The following is a 15547-nucleotide window of genomic DNA, read 5'->3' as shown; positions in this document are numbered from 1 at the left end:
CGGAAACACGGGTCATCCCGGACGTAGCGAAGCGGAGATCCGGGATCCATGCCCGAGCCTCCGTCGGCAACGTCCCGGCATGGATCCCGGATCAAGCCGGGATGACGGCGAGGTTTCGTCTTTCCCTCAGAACAGCGCCGTCGGGGCGAACTGCGCCAGGGCCATCAGCGCGAAGCCCGCAAGGCCGAGCGCGACACCCGTCCAGGCGAGCAGGACGACGCCGGTGATGATCGCTGCCGATGAGATCACGATCGCGATCTGGATCAGGCCGGACGCGATGTCGAACTTGTCGTCGCGCGCGGCGGCGATGTCGCGCTGCGCCTCGGCAGCCTTGGCGCGGGCGGCGAGTTCCTTGCGGCCCTCCTGGGTCTCGGGCTCGGAATCATAGCGCGCGACGGTCTGCTTCCAGCTCTCGATGCGCTTGGTCAGCCGCTGACGGGCGGCCTCGTCGGTGGCGCCGGCAAGCTCGACCTCCATCGCCTCGGCGGCGGTGCGCACCGCCGTCCCCCGGATCGTCTTGGCCTGGAAGAAGGCCCAGAGATTGGAGGCCTCGATGTTCTTGGCGACCGCCTCCTGCTCGGCATTCTTGCCGCCGATCTCTGAGAAGGCGAGCATCAGCGCCAGCAGCGCGATCAGGAGCGCGATGCGCTTGTTGCCGCCCTCGGGCGTTTCGACGGAGCCGGACACGAATCACCTCGCAGGGCCGATATTGGCGGGCGCTGTTTAAGGCTTTCCGTTAAGTCAGCAACAGCTCAGCGCCCGGCGCGTGGATGGGCGGCGTCATAGGCCGCCATCAGCCGCGTCGAATCGATGCGGGTGTAGATCTGCGTCGTCGAGAGCGAGGCGTGGCCCAGCAACTCCTGGATGGCGCGCAGATCCCCGCCGCGGCCGAGCAGATGCGTCGCGAAGGAATGGCGCAGCGAGTGCGGCGTGGCGGAGGAAGGCAGGCCTAGCGCGCCGCGCAGGCCCTCGACCGCGAGCTGGATGATGCGGGGCGAGAGCGGCCCGCCCTTGGCGCCGACGAAGAGCGGGCCCTCGTGTGGCAGGCGCCAGGGGCAGAGCTTGAGATACTCGGCGATGGCCGTGATCACGACCGGCAGCACCGGCACCATGCGTGTCTTGTTCCCCTTGCCGATCACGGTCAGCGCGTCGCCGGCATTCTGCGGCGCCTGCGAACGAGCGAGCGAGAGCGCCTCCGAGATACGCAGCCCGCTGCCATAGAGCAGGCCGAGCACGGCGGCATCGCGGGCGAGGACCCACTGCTCGCGCTCCTCTCCGGCGCGGGTATCGGCCTGCGTGACGGCGCGGGCGGCGCTGGGCTCGAGCGGGCGCGGCAGCGATTTGCCCAGCCGCGGCCCGCGCGTCGCGGCGAAGGCGGCGGCGGTGAGCTTGCCGTTGCGCTCGCCGAAGCGGGCGAAGGAGCGCAAGCTGGCGAGCTGGCGCATCAGAGTGCGGTTGCCGACGCCGTCGCGGCGGCGCTGGCCGAGGAAGGCGCGCAGGTCGACGGGCTTCAGCGCGGCGATATCCGAGAGCGAAGGCGCGCCGCCGAGATGCGCGGTCAGGAACGCCGTGAACTGGCCGAGGTCGCGGCCATAGGCCTCCAGCGTCTTGGGCGAGAGGCGCCGCTCGGACAATAGGTGGGAAAGCCAGTCCCGTCGGAAGCTGTCGAAATCGGTCATGGTGTACTCGTCATGCCCGGGCTTGACCCGGGCATCTCTTCCCGCGCCTGCCTGTCCCGAGATGGTCGGGTCAAGCCAGACCATGACGCTCCCGCCTTAACAGGTCGCGAATCGATGCTAGACACTGCGGGAGAAACACGCCGTCATCCCGGACAAGCCGCGCGAGCGGCGCCGATCCGGGATCCATCGCAGAGCACCGCGCCCTATGATGGATCCGGAGCTCCGCTTCGCTCCGTCCGGGATGACGGCGGTGGTAGTTTGGCGATGGCGCAGTTCGATTTGATCGATGACGAAACGACAGCGGCGGATCAGGGCGGCACGGTCGACGTGCTGATTCCGCTCGGGCTCGACCAGGCCTACAGCTATGCCGTGCCGGCGGGGCTCGTCCTCCAGCCCGGCGATGTCGTGCAGGTGCCGCTCGGGCCGCGCGAGATCGTCGGTGTCGTCTGGGAGGCCGGCTCGGGGCGCGGCGGCAATCTCAAGAAGGTCACCGGCAAGCTCGACATGCCGCCGCTCGATCCGGCACTGATGAAGCTGGTCGACTGGGTGGCGTGGTACACGCTTGCGCCCAAGGGCTCGGTTCTGGCGCTGGCGCTGCGCCGGCCGCCGGACGATACGCCGGAGCGGCCGAAGCTCGGTGTCAGGCTCGTCGGCCCGCCGCCCGGCCGGATGACGCCGGCCCGCGCCCGCGCAATGGCCGCCGCCGAAGGCGGGTTGCTGATCGCGAAATCGGCGCTGGCCGAGGCGGCGTCGGTCAGTTCCGCCGTGATCGATTCCCTCGTCGATGCCGGCACCTTCGCCGTCGAGCCGCTGCCGCGCGAGGCGATCGCGGCCGCGCCCGATCCGAACCATGCCGTGCCCGAGCTGTCCGACGGACAGGGCGCGGTTGCGCAGGCGCTTGTCGCATCCGTGCAGGCGCAGACGTTCGGCGTCTCGCTGCTCGAAGGCGTGACGGGCTCGGGCAAGACGGAGGTCTATTTCGAGGCGGTGGCCGAGGCGATCCGGCAGGGCCGCCAGAGCCTGATCCTGATGCCGGAAATCGCGCTGACGGCACAGTTCATCGATCGTTTCGAGGCGCGCTTCGGCGTCCGGCCGGGGCTATGGCATTCGGCCGTCACCGGCCGCAAGCGCGAGCGGCTGCAGGCGGCGATCGCGAGTGGCGAGGCGAAGGTGGTGGCCGGCGCCCGCTCGGCCCTGTTCCTGCCCTACAAGGACCTCGGCCTCATCGTCGTCGATGAGGAGCACGAAGCCGCCTACAAGCAGGAGGACGGCGTCTCCTACCATGCCCGCGACATGGCGGTGGTGCGCGGGCGCATCGAGAACGCGCCGGTCGTGCTGGCCTCCGCCACGCCGTCGCTCGAAACCCGCGTCAATGCCGAGCGCGGGCGTTACGCCCATCTCAAATTGCCCGAGCGTTTCGGCGGGCGCGAATTGCCGGTGCTCGGCCTCGTCGATCTGCGCCGGGACAAGCCCGAGCGGGGCCGCTGGCTGTCGGGCGCGCTGGTCAAGGCGATCGAGGCCAATATCGAAGCCAAGGAGCAGTCGCTGCTGTTCCTCAACCGGCGCGGCTATGCGCCGCTGACGCTGTGCCGGGACTGCGGCCATCGCTTCCAGTGCCCGAACTGCACGGCCTGGCTGGTCGACCATCGCTTCCGCCGGGCGCTGGTCTGCCATCATTGCGGCCATGTCGAGCGCCGGCCGCATGAGTGCCCGGCCTGCCACCAGCCCGAGAGCCTGATGGCCTGCGGGCCGGGCGTGGAGCGGCTGGCCGAGGAGGTCGCGACGCTTTTTCCACAGGCGCGTTCGATCGTGCTCTCCAGCGATTTTCCGGGCGGCACCGAGCGCCTGAAGACGGAGCTGATGGCGGTGGCCGAGGGCGCGTTCGACATCGTCATCGGCACGCAGCTCGTCGCCAAGGGCCACAACTTCCCCGGCATGACGCTGGTCGGCGTCGTCGATGCCGATCTCGGCCTGACCTCGGGCGATCCGCGCGCGGCCGAGCGCACTTTCCAGGCCCTGCGGCAGGTCACGGGCCGCGCAGGGCGGGGCGAGAAACCTGGCCGCGCCCTGCTTCAAACGCATGACCCTGAGCATCCCGTGCTGAAGGCGCTGATCTCGGGCGACCCGGAGCGCTTTTATGCCGCAGAGGAGGCCTCGCGGGAGGCGGCGGGGCTGCCGCCCTTCGGCCGGCTCGCGGCGCTGATCGTCTCCGCGAACAGCCAGGCCGAGTCCGAAAGCCATGCCCGGACGCTGGCGCGTTGCGCCGACGCCGGTGACGGAATCATGGTGCTGGGGCCGGCTGAAGCGCCCCTGGCGGTGCTGCGCGGGCGCCATCGCATGCGTCTGATCGTCAAGACGGCACGCGAGATCAACCTGCAGGACTATCTCCGCGCCTGGCTGAAGCGGGCGCCCAAGCCCAAGGGTTCGGTCAGGGTCGCGATCGACGTCGATCCGCAAAGCTTCCTTTGAAGAGCTGAAAGCCACGGCAAAATCGCCGCTTACGATGGCGAACTAGCGATTGCGTGGCCCGGAACCGCATGCTAGTGCACCGCCACATTTCGGTCGCGAAGTCGTCTTGCCGACTTTGCGCCTAAGATACTCGCAGTGTCGGGACCACGCACTCCACCTTCTCCGGAAGGTCGCCGGTGCAGTCCCTTGAAACGAGAGACGGGAAGCGTGGCAGAAGGCGGATCGCAGGGGACATTGGTGTCGGGCGTAGCTCAGCGCTATGCCACCGCTCTGTTCGAGTTGGCTGAGGAGACGGGTGCGATCGACACCGTCGCCGCCGCCCTCGATGCCTTCAACGGCTTGCTCGCCGAGAGCGCCGATCTCACCCGCCTGATCGAGAGCCCGGCCTTCACCGCCGAGGAGCAGGTCGCGGCGATCAAGGCCGTGCTCGAGAAGGCCGGCATCACCGGCATCGCCGCCAATTTCATCGGGCTCGTGGCCAGCAAGCGCCGTCTCTTCGCGCTGCCGGGCATGATCGCCGGCTACAAGCGCCTGGTCGCCGAGGCCAAGGGCATCGTCTCCGCCGAGGTGACGGTCGCCGAGCAGCCCACGGCCAAGCGCGTCGACGAGATCCGCGCGGCGCTCAAGGGCGTCGCCGGCAAGGATGTCGACGTTTCGATCAAGGTCGATCCGACGCTGATCGGCGGGCTCATCGTCAAGATGGCCTCGCGGATGGTCGACGCCTCGCTGAAAACCAAGCTCAATTCAATTCGTCTTGCCATGAAAGAGGTCGGCTGATGGACATCCGCCCCGCTGAAATCTCCGCCATCCTGAAGGCTCAGATCTCGAATTTCGGCTCGGAAGCTTCGGTTACCGAAGTCGGCCAGGTTCTCTCCGTCGGTGACGGCATCGCCCGCGTCTACGGCCTCGACAAGGTCCAGGCCGGCGAGATGGTCGAGTTCGAATCCGGCGTGCGCGGCATGGCGCTCAACCTCGAGAGCGACAATGTCGGCGTCGTGATCTTCGGTTCCGACCGCGAGATCAAGGAAGGCCAGACCGTCAAGCGCACCGGCGCCATCGTCGACGTTCCCGTCGGCAAGGAGCTGCTCGGCCGCGTCGTCGACGCCCTCGGCAATCCGATTGACGGCAAGGGCCCGATCAAGGCCAAGACCCGCGCCCGCGTCGACGTCAAGGCGCCCGGCATCATCCCGCGCAAGTCGGTGCACGAGCCGATGGCGACAGGCCTCAAGGCGGTCGACGCCCTGATCCCGATCGGCCGCGGCCAGCGCGAGCTGATCATCGGCGACCGCCAGACCGGCAAGACCGCCCTGGCGCTCGACACGATCCTCAACCAGAAGCCGCTGAACGTCGAAGGCGCCCCGGAGAGCCAGAAGCTCTATTGCGTCTACGTCGCTGTCGGCCAGAAGCGCTCGACAGTCGCCCAGCTTGTGAAGGTGCTCGAAGAGCGCGGCGCGATGGAGTATTCCATCGTCGTGGCGGCCACCGCCTCGGACGCCGCCCCGATGCAGTTCCTGGCGCCCTTCGCCGGTTGCGCCATGGGCGAGTTCTTCCGCGACAACGGCATGCACGCCGTCATCATCTATGACGACCTGTCGAAGCAGGCCGTCGCCTACCGCCAGATGTCGCTGCTGCTGCGCCGTCCGCCGGGCCGCGAGGCCTATCCAGGCGACGTGTTCTATCTCCACTCACGCCTGCTCGAGCGCGCGGCGAAGATGGGTGAGGCCGCCGGCCTCGGCTCGCTGACGGCGCTGCCGGTCATCGAGACGCAGGCGAACGACGTGTCCGCCTATATCCCGACCAACGTGATCTCGATCACGGACGGCCAGATCTTCCTCGAGACCGACCTGTTCTACCAGGGCATCCGCCCGGCGGTGAACGTCGGCCTCTCGGTGTCGCGCGTCGGCTCTGCGGCGCAGACCAAGGCGACGAAGAAGGTCGCCGGCAAGATCAAGGGTGAGCTCGCCCAGTATCGCGAGATGGCGGCCTTCGCCCAGTTCGGCTCGGACCTCGACGCGGTCACGCAGCGCCTGCTCAACCGTGGCGCCCGCCTGACCGAGCTCCTCAAGCAGCCGCAGTTCTCGCCGCTGAAGATGGAAGAGCAGGTCGTCGTGATCTATGCCGGCGTGAACGGCTATCTCGACGCGCTGCCGGTCAACAAGGTCCGCGCCTTCGAGGACGGCCTGCTGTCGCTGGTCCGCTCGAAGCATGCCGATATGCTCAACGAGATCGGCACGAGCAAGGACCTGTCGGACGCCAACGCCGCCAAGCTCAAGGATATCGTGACGAACTTCGCGAAGTCCTTCGCCTAAGGCGGGACTTTCCGCCATGGTCGACCTTGTGCCGACCATCCACGCCTTGCGACCGATCGAGCAAGGCAGGCGGGGTTGAAGACATGGGTGCCCGGGACAAGCCCGAGCATGACGGAATGAGACGTAGATGGTCAGTTTCGACCATGACGGGGTGAGAGCGCCAAATGCCTTCTTTGAAGGACCTTAGAAATCGCATCGCTTCGGTGAAGTCGACGCAGAAGATCACCAAAGCCATGCAGATGGTCGCGGCGGCGAAGCTGCGCCGCGCGCAGTCGGCCGCCGAAGCCGCGCGCCCCTATGCCGAGCGCATGGAGACGGTGCTGTCGAACCTCGCTTCCGGCGTGTCCGGTTCGAGCGCGCCGCGCCTGATCGCGGGCACGGGCTCTGACAAGGTGCATCTGCTGCTGGTGGCGACCGCCGAGCGCGGCCTGTGCGGCGCCTTCAATTCCTCGATCGCGCGCCTCGCCCGCGACAAGGCACTAGCGCTGAAGGCTGAGGGCAAGACGGTCAAGATCATCTGCATCGGCAAGAAGGGCTACGACATCCTGCGCCGGCAGTTCGCCAACGATATCATCGAGTTCATCGACCTGCGCGAGTTCAAGCAGGTCGGCTTCGTCAATGCCGAGGCGATCGCGCAGAACGTGCTGGCCCGCTTCGCCAATGGCGAATTTGATATCGCGACGGTGTTCTTCTCCAAGTTCCGCTCGGTGATCGCCCAGATCCCGACGGCGCAGCGCATCATTCCGGCGGAGATCCCGGAAGGTACCAAGCAGACCGACGCCGTCTACGACTACGAGCCGGAAGAGGGCGAGATCCTCGAGGCCCTGCTGCCGCGCAACCTGACCGTCCAGATCCTGCGCGCGCTGCTCGAGAACGCCGCGTCCGAACAGGGCGCGCGCATGTCGGCGATGGACTCCGCCACGCGCAACGCCGGCGAGATGATCAAGAAACAGACGCAGCTCTACAACCGCTCGCGCCAGGCGATGATCACGAAGGAACTGATCGAGATCATCTCCGGCGCGGAAGCGCTCTAACCGCCTAATCTTTTGCCGGTGGAGCGATCCGCCGGCTGCCGCTACATCCGAATGCGCTAGTCCCGAGGTTCCACCATGGCCAAAGCCGCTACCAAGACCACCAAGACGAAGACCGCCGAGAAGCCCGCCAACACCGGCACCGGCCGTGTCACTCAGGTCATCGGCGCGGTCGTCGACGTGCAATTCGACGGCGAGCTGCCCGAGATCCTGAACGCGCTCGAGACCGACAATCTCGGCAACCGCCTTGTCCTCGAGGTCGCCCAGCATCTCGGCGAGAACACCGTCCGCACCATCGCGATGGACGCCACCGAAGGCCTGGTCCGCGGCCAGTCGGTGACCGACACCGGCGCGCCGATCGCCGTTCCGGTCGGCGACGAAACTCTCGGCCGCATCATGAACGTCATCGGCGAGCCGGTCGACGAGGCCGGCCCGATCCTGACCACCGCCCGGCGCGGCATCCACCAGCCGGCCCCGTCCTATGCCGATCAGGCGACGGAAGCCCAGATTCTGGTCACCGGCATCAAGGTCGTCGATCTGCTGGCACCCTACGCTAAGGGCGGCAAGGTTGGCCTGTTCGGCGGCGCCGGCGTCGGCAAGACCGTGCTGATCATGGAGCTGATCAACAATGTCGCGAAGGCCCATGGCGGCTATTCGGTGTTCGCCGGCGTCGGCGAGCGCACCCGCGAGGGCAACGATCTCTATCACGAGATGATCGAGTCCAACGTCAACAAGGACCCGAAGGAGAACGGCGGCTCGACCGCAGGTTCCAAGTGCGCTCTTGTGTACGGCCAGATGAACGAGCCCCCGGGCGCCCGCATGCGCGTGGCCCTGGCCGGTCTGACCATCGCGGAGGATTTCCGCGACAAGGGTCAGGACGTGCTGTTCTTCGTCGACAACATCTTCCGCTTTACGCAGGCGGGCTCGGAAGTGTCCGCGCTGCTCGGCCGCATTCCCTCGGCGGTGGGCTATCAGCCGACGCTGGCGACCGACATGGGTAACCTGCAGGAGCGCATCACCACCACCAACAAGGGCTCGATCACCTCGGTGCAGGCGATCTACGTCCCGGCCGACGACCTGACCGACCCGGCGCCCGCGACCTCCTTCGCCCACTTGGACGCACGCACCGTGCTGTCGCGTTCGATCGCAGAAAAGGGCATCTACCCGGCGGTCGACCCGCTCGACTCGACCTCGCGCATGCTCTCGGCCGACATCGTCGGCGAGGAGCATTACGCTGTCGCTACGGCTGTCCAGCAGACGCTGCAGCGCTACAAGTCGCTGCAGGACATCATCGCGATCCTCGGCATGGACGAACTGTCGGAAGACGACAAGATGACGGTGGCGCGCGCCCGCAAAATCGAGCGCTTCATGTCGCAGCCCTTCTTCGTCGCGGAAGTCTTCACCGGCTCGCCCGGCAAGCTCGTCCCGCTCGAGGACACGATCAAGGGCTTCAAGGGCCTGATCGAGGGCAAGTACGATCACCTGCCGGAGGCGGCCTTCTACATGGTCGGCTCGATCGAGGAAGCCGTCGAGAAGGCTCAGCGCCTCGCCGCCGAAGCGGCGTAACGTCGACAAACGCACGACGTCATCCCGGACAAGCCGCGAAGCGGCGCTGATCCGGGATCCATCCGAGGGCACGCCCTATGATGGATTCCGGCTCTCCGCTTCGCTCCGGCCGGAATGACGTCGGAGGAGAGAGTAGCGATGGCCACCTTCAAGTTCGAACTCGTCTCGCCGGAGCGCATCCTGTTCTCGGGCGATGTCGTCAGCGTCATCGTCCCCTCGACCGAGGGCGAGATGACCGTGCTCGCCGGCCATGCGCCGCTGGTGGCGACGGTCAAGGCCGGCATCGTCTTCGTCCAGACGACCGACAGCAACGGCAAGGAATTCTTCGTCAATGGCGGCCTCGTCGAGGTCAACCAGGAGACGATGACCATCCTCGCCGAGCAGGGCAAGTTCATCGAGGATGTCGACACCGCCGTGCTCGACGCCGAAATCCTGACCGCCGAGACGCGCCTGACGGGTTCGCACAACGAGGACGAGCAGAAGCGCCTGCACGACACGCTGGTGCAACTGCGCGAATTCAAGCACGTCTTCGAGCAGCGCAAGGCGGCCTGAGCCCCTCTGCACGCTGGAAACATCAAAGGCCGCGCGAGCGGCCTTTTTCATGCGTAGCTTATGAATTCCAACAGCGAGCCGTCGGGATCACGGAAATAGACGCTGGTGCCGTGGCCGCCTCGGCCAACGCGCTGGACCGGGCCGAGCTCGATCGCGATCGACTGACGCTGGAGGTGCGTGATCGCCTCCGCGATCGGCCCCGGCCAGACGAAGCACAGATCGCTGCCGCCCGGCGGCACCGGCACGCGCGCGACCGGCGTCGGCTCGATGCCGGGGCCATGGCAATTCAATTGCGCCCGGCCGATGCGATAGGCGAAGCCGTCGCCGTTCCGGACGACCTCCGCGCCGAGAATGTCATGATAGAAGGCGTTGGCGCGTTCCCAATCGGAAACGTGGATGACGCAATGATCGAGCTCGACGATGCTCATCTGGTTGCTCCCTCTGCCGCGACGGGCGAAGCGAAGGCTGCGAAAGCCACGGCCACGCGCTCGTAGACGGGTCTTTTGAAGGGAACGACGAGCCCCGGCATCTGGTTCAGCGGGCGCCAGCGCCATTCGCTGAACTCCGGCGGTTCGTCGCCATTGGGCTTGCCGATATCGATCTCGTCCTCGCTGCCGGTGAAGCGGAAGGCAACCCAGCGCTGGCGCTGGCCGCGAAAGGCCGTGAGCTTGTGCGGCGGGCCGTCATAGGGCGGGAAATCGTAGCTCCACCAATCCTCCGTCACGGCCAGCAGGGCGGCACTGGTGACACCGGTCTCCTCTTCCAGCTCCCGGCGCGCGGCGGCGACGATGTCCTCGTCCGGGTCGATCCCGCCTTGCGGCATCTGCCAGTCGAAGCCGGGCAAGACGATCTCGGGCCCGGCGCTATGGGAATGGCCGGCAAAGACGAGGCCCTGCGCATTGAACAGGGCGATGCCGACATTGGGGCGGTAGGGCAGGCTCATCCGGCGAGCATAGGGCGCCGTGCCGGGGAGCGAAACGGCCGGGTGCTGATGCCGGCGATGTCACTTGGTGCTGTCAGCGCCGGCAAGCGAGAGTTCTCAGGCGCCGGGGGCCGAAAGAACGCAGGACAGCAGCCCGGGGAAACGGCGTTCGATGTCCTCGCGGCGCAGCGCGTTCATCCGTGACGCGCCTTCGCTGCGCGTCCGAATCAGCCCGGCTTCGCGCAGGACGCGGAAATGATGGGAGACGCTGGATTTCGGCCGGTCGCAGTCGAGGGCCTGGCAACTCGCCTCGCCCTCGACGGCCAGACGCCGGACGATCTCCAGACGGATCGGGTCGCTCAAGGCGTGAAAGACGTCCTCGAGCGCGATGTCTTCCAGAGCGGGCAGGCGGGTCTGTCGCATCGGGGGAATCTATCACAGAGTTTTGATGTTGCCAAATTTCGAAAAATATCGAACTATCGAATAATAAGATCCTGTCGCCAATTCCCCGTAGCGCGGAGCCGCTCCAATGCCCGGTCTGTTCGACCCCTTCAGCCTGAAGACCATCACCCTTCGCAATCGCATCGTCACCTCGCCAATGTGCCAGTATTCGGCGCAGGACGGCGTTGCCAACGACTGGCACCGCGCCCATCTCGCTGGGCTGGCGCGCGGCGGCGCCGGTCTCGTCGTCATCGAGGCGACGGGCGTCTCGCCGGAAGGGCGGATCACGCCCGGCTGCCTCGGCCTGTGGAACGATAAGCAGGCCGAAGCGCTGGCGCCCATCGTTGCGGAGATGCACAAGGCCGGTGCGGTCGCCGGCATCCAGATCGGCCATGCCGGCCGCAAGGCCAGCGCCAATCTGCCTTGGGAAGGCGACGACCATATCCCGGCGGGCGATCCGCGCGGCTGGGAGACGATCGCGCCCTCCGCCGTCGCTCAGGGCGGCGGCCTCGGGCGTGTGCCGCGGGCGATGACATCAGCCGATATCGAGCGCGTGCGCGGCGATTTCGTTGCGGCGGCGGAACGGGCCCGCGATATCGGCATCCAGTGGCTGAAGCTGCACTTCGCCCATGGCTATCTGGCGCAGAGCTTCCTGTCGCGCCACGCCAACAAGCGCGACGACGCCTATGGCGGCAGCTTCGAGAACCGCGCCCGCTTCCTGATCGAGACGCTCGTGGCCGTCCGCAAGGTCTGGCCGGAGGATCGGCCACTCTCGGCCCGGCTCGGCGTCATCGAGTATGACGGGCAGGACGAGGAGACACTGGCCGAGGCGATCGAGCTGGTGAAGCGCCTCAAGGCCGAGGGGCTCGATTTCATCGATGTCAGCGTCGGCTTCTCGACCAACGAGGCCAAGATCCCGTGGGGGCCGGCCTTCCTGGCGCCCGTCGCCGAGCGGGTGCGGCGCGAGAGCGGCCTGCCGGCCTCGACGAGCTGGTACATCAGCCAGCCCGAGCAGGCCGACGCGCTGGTGCGCGAGGGCAAGGTCGATCTGGTCACGCTCGGCCGTCCGCTGCTGGCCGACCCGCACTGGCCCTATGCGGCGGCAAAGGCGCTCGGCGTCGAGGACGCGGCGTGGAAGACCCTACCGGCGCCCTACGCCCACTGGCTGTCGCGCTACCGCGCGGCGTGAACCGGAAAGAATGGCGCGGTCATTCCGGGGCGCCCCGCAGGGGCGAGCCCGGAACCCAGAACCGAGCCCTTCGTCGGAAGGTGACAGGATCAGAGCCCTATCCGGTGATCGCATCGGTTCTGGGTTCCGGGCTCAAGCGCTTCGCGCTTGCCCCGGAATGACCGTGGCGAATTGTCACTGCTCGGCATAACCTGCAGGCGTTGTCGCTTCACTCGCCCATCGCGATCAGGCTGGCATTGCCGCCTGCCGCCGCCGTGTTGATCGTCACGGTCTGTTCGGTGGCGAAGCGCATCAGGTAATGGGGGCCGCCGGCCTTCGGGCCGGTGCCCGACAGGCCGTGGCCGCCGAAGGGCTGCACGCCGACCACGGCGCCGATGATGTTGCGGTTGACGTAGATATTGCCAGTCGAAAGCCGCTGCGTCACCCGCTCCACCGTCGTCTCGATGCGGGAATGCACGCCGAGCGTCAGCCCGTAGCCGGTCTCGTCGATCTGACCGATCACCTTGTCGAGTTCGCCGGCCTTCCAGCGCACGACATGCAGTATCGGGCCAAAATGCTCGGCGGTCAGGTCGCCGACGCGGTCGAGCCTGATGACATGCGGCGCGACATAGGTGCCGCCGAGATCGGGCGCCTGGCCGGCCCAGGCGACGCGGCCCTGCTGGCGCATGGCGGCTACATGGCCGTCGAGGCGCTGCTTGGCGGCGGCGTCGATCACCGGGCCGATATGGGTATCGACCTTGCGGGGGTCGCCGAGCTTCAGCTCCTTGGTCGCGCCCTCGATCATCTCGATCATCTTGTCGGCGACATCCTCCTGCACGACCAGCAGGCGCAGCGCCGAGCAGCGCTGCCCGGCCGAGCGGAAGGCCGACATCACGACATCGTCCGCGACCTGCTCGGGCAGGGCGGTGGCGTCGACGATCATGGCGTTGAGGCCGCCGGTCTCGGCGATCAGCGGCACGATCGGCCCGTTCTTGGCGGCGAGCGCCCGGTTGATGCCGCGCGCCGTCGCGGTCGAGCCGGTGAAGGCGACGCCGGCCACGTCCTTATGCGCGACCAGCGCCGCGCCGGCCTCGGTTCCGCCGGGCACGAGATGCAGCGCGCTCGCGGGAATGCCGGCCTCGTGCAGGATGCGGATGGCGACGGCCGCGATCAGCGGCGTCTGCGGCGCCGGCTTGGCGACGACGCTGTTGCCGGCGACCAGCGCGGCGACGACCTGGCCGGTGAAGATCGCGAGCGGGAAGTTCCAGGGCGCGATGCAGATGAAGGGGCCGCGGCCGCGCAGGATCAGTCGGTTCTCCTCGCCGGTCGGGCCGGGCAGGGCCGTCGGGGCGGCGAAATGGGTCTCGGCCTCGGCAGCGTAATAGCGGCAGAAATCGACGGTCTCGCGGATCTCGGAGATGGCGTCGTCGATGGTCTTGCCGGCTTCCGCCTGCAAGAGCGCGATCAGCAGGCCGCGGCGGGCCTCCAGCAGATCGGCGGCGTTGCGCAGGGCTGCGGCGCGGATGCGGGCGGGGGTGGCGTTCCAGGCGGGGAAGCCGGCCTTCGCCGCGACGAGAGCTCGCTCGGCCGTCGCCGCGTCGGCTTCCGTCACCTTGCCGATCGGCTTGTTGTCGATCGGCGAGCGTACGTCGCGTACCGCGCCGGGCTGCAGCTTGCCGTCGATGATCGGCGCGGCATCGGGGAAGCTCTTCGCCGCCGCGATCTCCTTCACCAGGGCGTCCAGGCTCTCTTCATGGCCGAGCTCGGTGCCGGCCGAGTTCTTGCGCGAGGGTCCGTAGAGATCGGCCGGGAGCGGAATGCGGCGATGACGCGCGGCGATCGGCGTGCCGATGATGTCGGCGGGCGCCAGCAGGAGCTGCGAGACCGGCACGTCCGGGTCGCCGGAGGCGCTGACGAAGGAAGAATTGGCGCCGTTCTCGAGCAGGCGGCGTACGAGATAGGCGAGCAGGTCCTGATGCCCGCCGACCGGGGCATAGGTGCGGCAGGCATAGCCCTCGTTCTCGCGCAGCAGCTTCTCGTAGAGCGCCTCGCCCATGCCATGCAGGCGCTGGAACTCGAAGTTTTCGGTGTTGCCCGCCATCTCCGCGACAGCCGCGACGGTGAGTGCGTTATGGGTGGCGAATTGCGGGATGATGCGCGGCCGGAGCTGGAGGAGCTGCGCGGCGCAGGCCTCGTAGTTCAGATCCGTCATCGCCTTGCGGCTGAAGACCGGATAGTCGGGCAGGCCGCGCTCCTGGGCGCGCTTCAGCTCGGTGTCCCAATAGGCGCCCTTGACCAGGCGGACCATCATGCGCCGGTCATAGGTCTCGGCCAGCCGGCCGATATGGTCGATCACGGCCGAGGCGCGCTTCTGATAGGCCTGGATCGCGAGGCCGAAACCGTCCCAGCCGTCGAGCGAGGGATCGGCGAAGATTGCATCGATCACGTCGAGCGAAAGCTCGAGCCGGTCGGCCTCCTCGGCATCGATGGTGAAGTTGAGGTCGTAGCCCTTGGCCTGGCGGGCGAGCTCGATCACCTTCGGCACCAGCTCGGTCAGTACGCGCTCATGGCTCGTCGCCTCGTAGCGAGGATGCAGCGCCGAGAGCTTGACCGAGATGCCCGGCCGGTTCGGCAGCTTGTCGTTGCCAGCCGAGCGGCCGATCGCGTCGATCGCGGCGGCGTAGGAACCGAAATAGCGGTCGGCATCGGCCTGCGTGCGCGCGCCCTCGCCGAGCATGTCGAAGGAATAGCGATAGAGCTTGCCGGTGCCCGAGCCGGCGCGCTTCAGCGCTTCCTCGATCGTCTGGCCGAGCACGAAATGGTTGCCCATGACGCGCATCGCCTGGCGCGTGGCGGTGCGTACCGTCGGCACGCCCAGGCGCTTGGCGAGGCTGCTGACGATGCCCGTCGGGGTCTCGCCCGGCTGGATGACGCGCGCGGTGATACCGAGCGCCCAGGCCGAGGCCGAGACGAGGAAGGCGTCCGACTTCGATTCATGGTTGGCGAAATCGCCCTGGCCGAGCTTGTCCTCGATGAGGCGATCGGCGGTGACAGAATCGGGCACACGCAGCAGCGCCTCGGCCAGCACCATGAGGGCGAGACCCTCCTTGGTGGAGAGCGAGTATTCGCGCAGCAATTCCTCGATGCCGCCCAGGCCGACCTTGCGGGTGCGGATCGCCTCGATCAGCCCCGTCGCGCGCGCATCGATCCGCGCCTTGGCCGCGGGATCGCGGCGAGCGGAGGCGAGCAGTCGGCCAGCGATGGCACCGTCATCCTCGGCGAAGGGGACGCGGAAAGACGGCACGGCGAAACGCGGGGCAGAGGCGGCCATGAAGGGCTCCGGATCTGTCAGACTGGATTATCTGAAGGATGAGGGATGATATCCCGCATATCAATTGGCATTTACAACG

13 protein-coding genes are annotated in these 15547 nt (G+C 67.5%); 7 read left to right on the top strand and 6 right to left on the bottom strand.

Annotated elements, in window-relative coordinates; all coding sequences use genetic code 11:
* Nucleotides 1–126: 126 nt before the first annotated feature.
* A complete protein-coding gene (locus tag AC2FAN_RS07780) occupies nucleotides 127–687 on the bottom strand; it encodes a DUF4337 domain-containing protein (RefSeq protein ID WP_476805287.1) in 561 nt (186 codons plus the stop codon).
* Between the two features lie 65 nt (nucleotides 688–752).
* A complete protein-coding gene (locus AC2FAN_RS07775; protein WP_476805296.1) occupies nucleotides 753–1679 on the bottom strand; it encodes a tyrosine recombinase XerC in 927 nt (308 codons plus the stop codon).
* A 264-nt stretch (nucleotides 1680–1943) separates the two neighbouring features.
* Between AC2FAN_RS07775 and AC2FAN_RS07770 the strand changes: the two genes are divergently transcribed.
* The 6 genes from AC2FAN_RS07770 (at nucleotide 1944) to AC2FAN_RS07745 (ending at nucleotide 9606) form a co-directional block, all read left to right on the top strand.
* Entirely contained in the window at nucleotides 1944–4148 is a 2205-nt protein-coding gene (locus AC2FAN_RS07770; RefSeq protein ID WP_485173301.1) for a primosomal protein N', read from the top strand.
* A 207-nt stretch (nucleotides 4149–4355) separates the two neighbouring features.
* On the top strand, nucleotides 4356–4925 hold the full coding sequence (locus tag AC2FAN_RS07765) for a F0F1 ATP synthase subunit delta (RefSeq protein WP_265051432.1): 570 nt from the start codon (nucleotides 4356–4358) through the stop codon (nucleotides 4923–4925).
* Nucleotides 4925–6457, top strand: coding sequence for a F0F1 ATP synthase subunit alpha (atpA, locus tag AC2FAN_RS07760; protein ID WP_265051433.1), 1533 nt, complete (start codon nucleotides 4925–4927; stop codon nucleotides 6455–6457). The genes AC2FAN_RS07765 and atpA overlap by 1 nt, the downstream gene beginning before the upstream one ends.
* A 164-nt stretch (nucleotides 6458–6621) precedes the next feature.
* Nucleotides 6622–7491 (top strand): F0F1 ATP synthase subunit gamma, encoded by an 870-nt coding sequence (locus tag AC2FAN_RS07755; RefSeq protein WP_485173300.1) that lies wholly within the window; start codon nucleotides 6622–6624, stop codon nucleotides 7489–7491.
* Between the two features lie 75 nt (nucleotides 7492–7566).
* Complete coding sequence (gene atpD, locus AC2FAN_RS07750) at nucleotides 7567–9054, top strand: F0F1 ATP synthase subunit beta (RefSeq protein ID WP_265051435.1); 1488 nt, start codon at nucleotides 7567–7569, stop codon at nucleotides 9052–9054.
* Nucleotides 9055–9192: 138 nt separating this feature from the next.
* Nucleotides 9193–9606 carry a F0F1 ATP synthase subunit epsilon gene (locus AC2FAN_RS07745; protein ID WP_485173299.1) on the top strand — a complete coding sequence of 138 codons (414 nt, stop codon included), beginning with the start codon at nucleotides 9193–9195 and terminating at the stop codon, nucleotides 9604–9606.
* A gap of 47 nt (nucleotides 9607–9653) precedes the next feature.
* On the opposite strand, the gene AC2FAN_RS07740 is transcribed toward AC2FAN_RS07745, so the two are convergent.
* The 3 genes from AC2FAN_RS07740 to AC2FAN_RS07730 all read right to left on the bottom strand — a co-directional run bounded on the left by AC2FAN_RS07740 (nucleotide 9654) and on the right by AC2FAN_RS07730 (nucleotide 10951).
* Nucleotides 9654–10034 carry a VOC family protein gene (locus tag AC2FAN_RS07740; RefSeq protein ID WP_485173298.1) on the bottom strand — a complete coding sequence of 127 codons (381 nt, stop codon included), beginning with the start codon at nucleotides 10032–10034 and terminating at the stop codon, nucleotides 9654–9656.
* Entirely contained in the window at nucleotides 10031–10549 is a 519-nt protein-coding gene (locus AC2FAN_RS07735; protein ID WP_485173297.1) for an RNA pyrophosphohydrolase, read from the bottom strand. The genes AC2FAN_RS07740 and AC2FAN_RS07735 overlap by 4 nt, the downstream gene beginning before the upstream one ends.
* Before the next feature lie 96 nt (nucleotides 10550–10645).
* Nucleotides 10646–10951 (bottom strand): ArsR/SmtB family transcription factor, encoded by a 306-nt coding sequence (locus AC2FAN_RS07730; RefSeq protein WP_485173296.1) that lies wholly within the window; start codon nucleotides 10949–10951, stop codon nucleotides 10646–10648.
* 106 nt (nucleotides 10952–11057) lie between these two features.
* Between AC2FAN_RS07730 and AC2FAN_RS07725 the strand changes: the two genes are divergently transcribed.
* Complete coding sequence (locus AC2FAN_RS07725) at nucleotides 11058–12158, top strand: NADH:flavin oxidoreductase/NADH oxidase (RefSeq protein ID WP_485173295.1); 1101 nt, start codon at nucleotides 11058–11060, stop codon at nucleotides 12156–12158.
* A 208-nt stretch (nucleotides 12159–12366) separates the two neighbouring features.
* On the opposite strand, the gene putA is transcribed toward AC2FAN_RS07725, so the two are convergent.
* Nucleotides 12367–15468 (bottom strand): bifunctional proline dehydrogenase/L-glutamate gamma-semialdehyde dehydrogenase PutA, encoded by a 3102-nt coding sequence (gene putA / locus AC2FAN_RS07720; RefSeq protein ID WP_485173294.1) that lies wholly within the window; start codon nucleotides 15466–15468, stop codon nucleotides 12367–12369.
* Nucleotides 15469–15547 lie beyond the last annotated feature (79 nt).

It is taken from the genome of Allobosea sp. RIT-PG3_2 (genome assembly GCF_057321085.1).
This window is presented reverse-complemented; position numbering and strand designations above follow the sequence as displayed.

What these genes read in the sequence shown, in the direction of transcription:
- AC2FAN_RS07775 (WP_476805296.1), bottom strand. Translation starts at nt 1,679, where the DNA reads ATGACCGATTTCGACAGCTTCCGACGGGACTGGCTTTCCCACCTATTG.
- AC2FAN_RS07770 (WP_485173301.1), top strand. Translation starts at nt 1,944, where the DNA reads ATGGCGCAGTTCGATTTGATCGATGACGAAACGACAGCGGCGGATCAG.
- atpA (WP_265051433.1), top strand. Translation starts at nt 4,925, where the DNA reads ATGGACATCCGCCCCGCTGAAATCTCCGCCATCCTGAAGGCTCAGATC.
- AC2FAN_RS07755 (WP_485173300.1), top strand. Translation starts at nt 6,622, where the DNA reads ATGCCTTCTTTGAAGGACCTTAGAAATCGCATCGCTTCGGTGAAGTCG.
- atpD (WP_265051435.1), top strand. Translation starts at nt 7,567, where the DNA reads ATGGCCAAAGCCGCTACCAAGACCACCAAGACGAAGACCGCCGAGAAG.
- AC2FAN_RS07745 (WP_485173299.1), top strand. Translation starts at nt 9,193, where the DNA reads ATGGCCACCTTCAAGTTCGAACTCGTCTCGCCGGAGCGCATCCTGTTC.
- AC2FAN_RS07740 (WP_485173298.1), bottom strand. Translation starts at nt 10,034, where the DNA reads ATGAGCATCGTCGAGCTCGATCATTGCGTCATCCACGTTTCCGATTGG.
- AC2FAN_RS07735 (WP_485173297.1), bottom strand. Translation starts at nt 10,549, where the DNA reads ATGAGCCTGCCCTACCGCCCCAATGTCGGCATCGCCCTGTTCAATGCG.
- AC2FAN_RS07730 (WP_485173296.1), bottom strand. Translation starts at nt 10,951, where the DNA reads ATGCGACAGACCCGCCTGCCCGCTCTGGAAGACATCGCGCTCGAGGAC.
- AC2FAN_RS07725 (WP_485173295.1), top strand. Translation starts at nt 11,058, where the DNA reads ATGCCCGGTCTGTTCGACCCCTTCAGCCTGAAGACCATCACCCTTCGC.
- putA (WP_485173294.1), bottom strand. Translation starts at nt 15,468, where the DNA reads ATGGCCGCCTCTGCCCCGCGTTTCGCCGTGCCGTCTTTCCGCGTCCCC.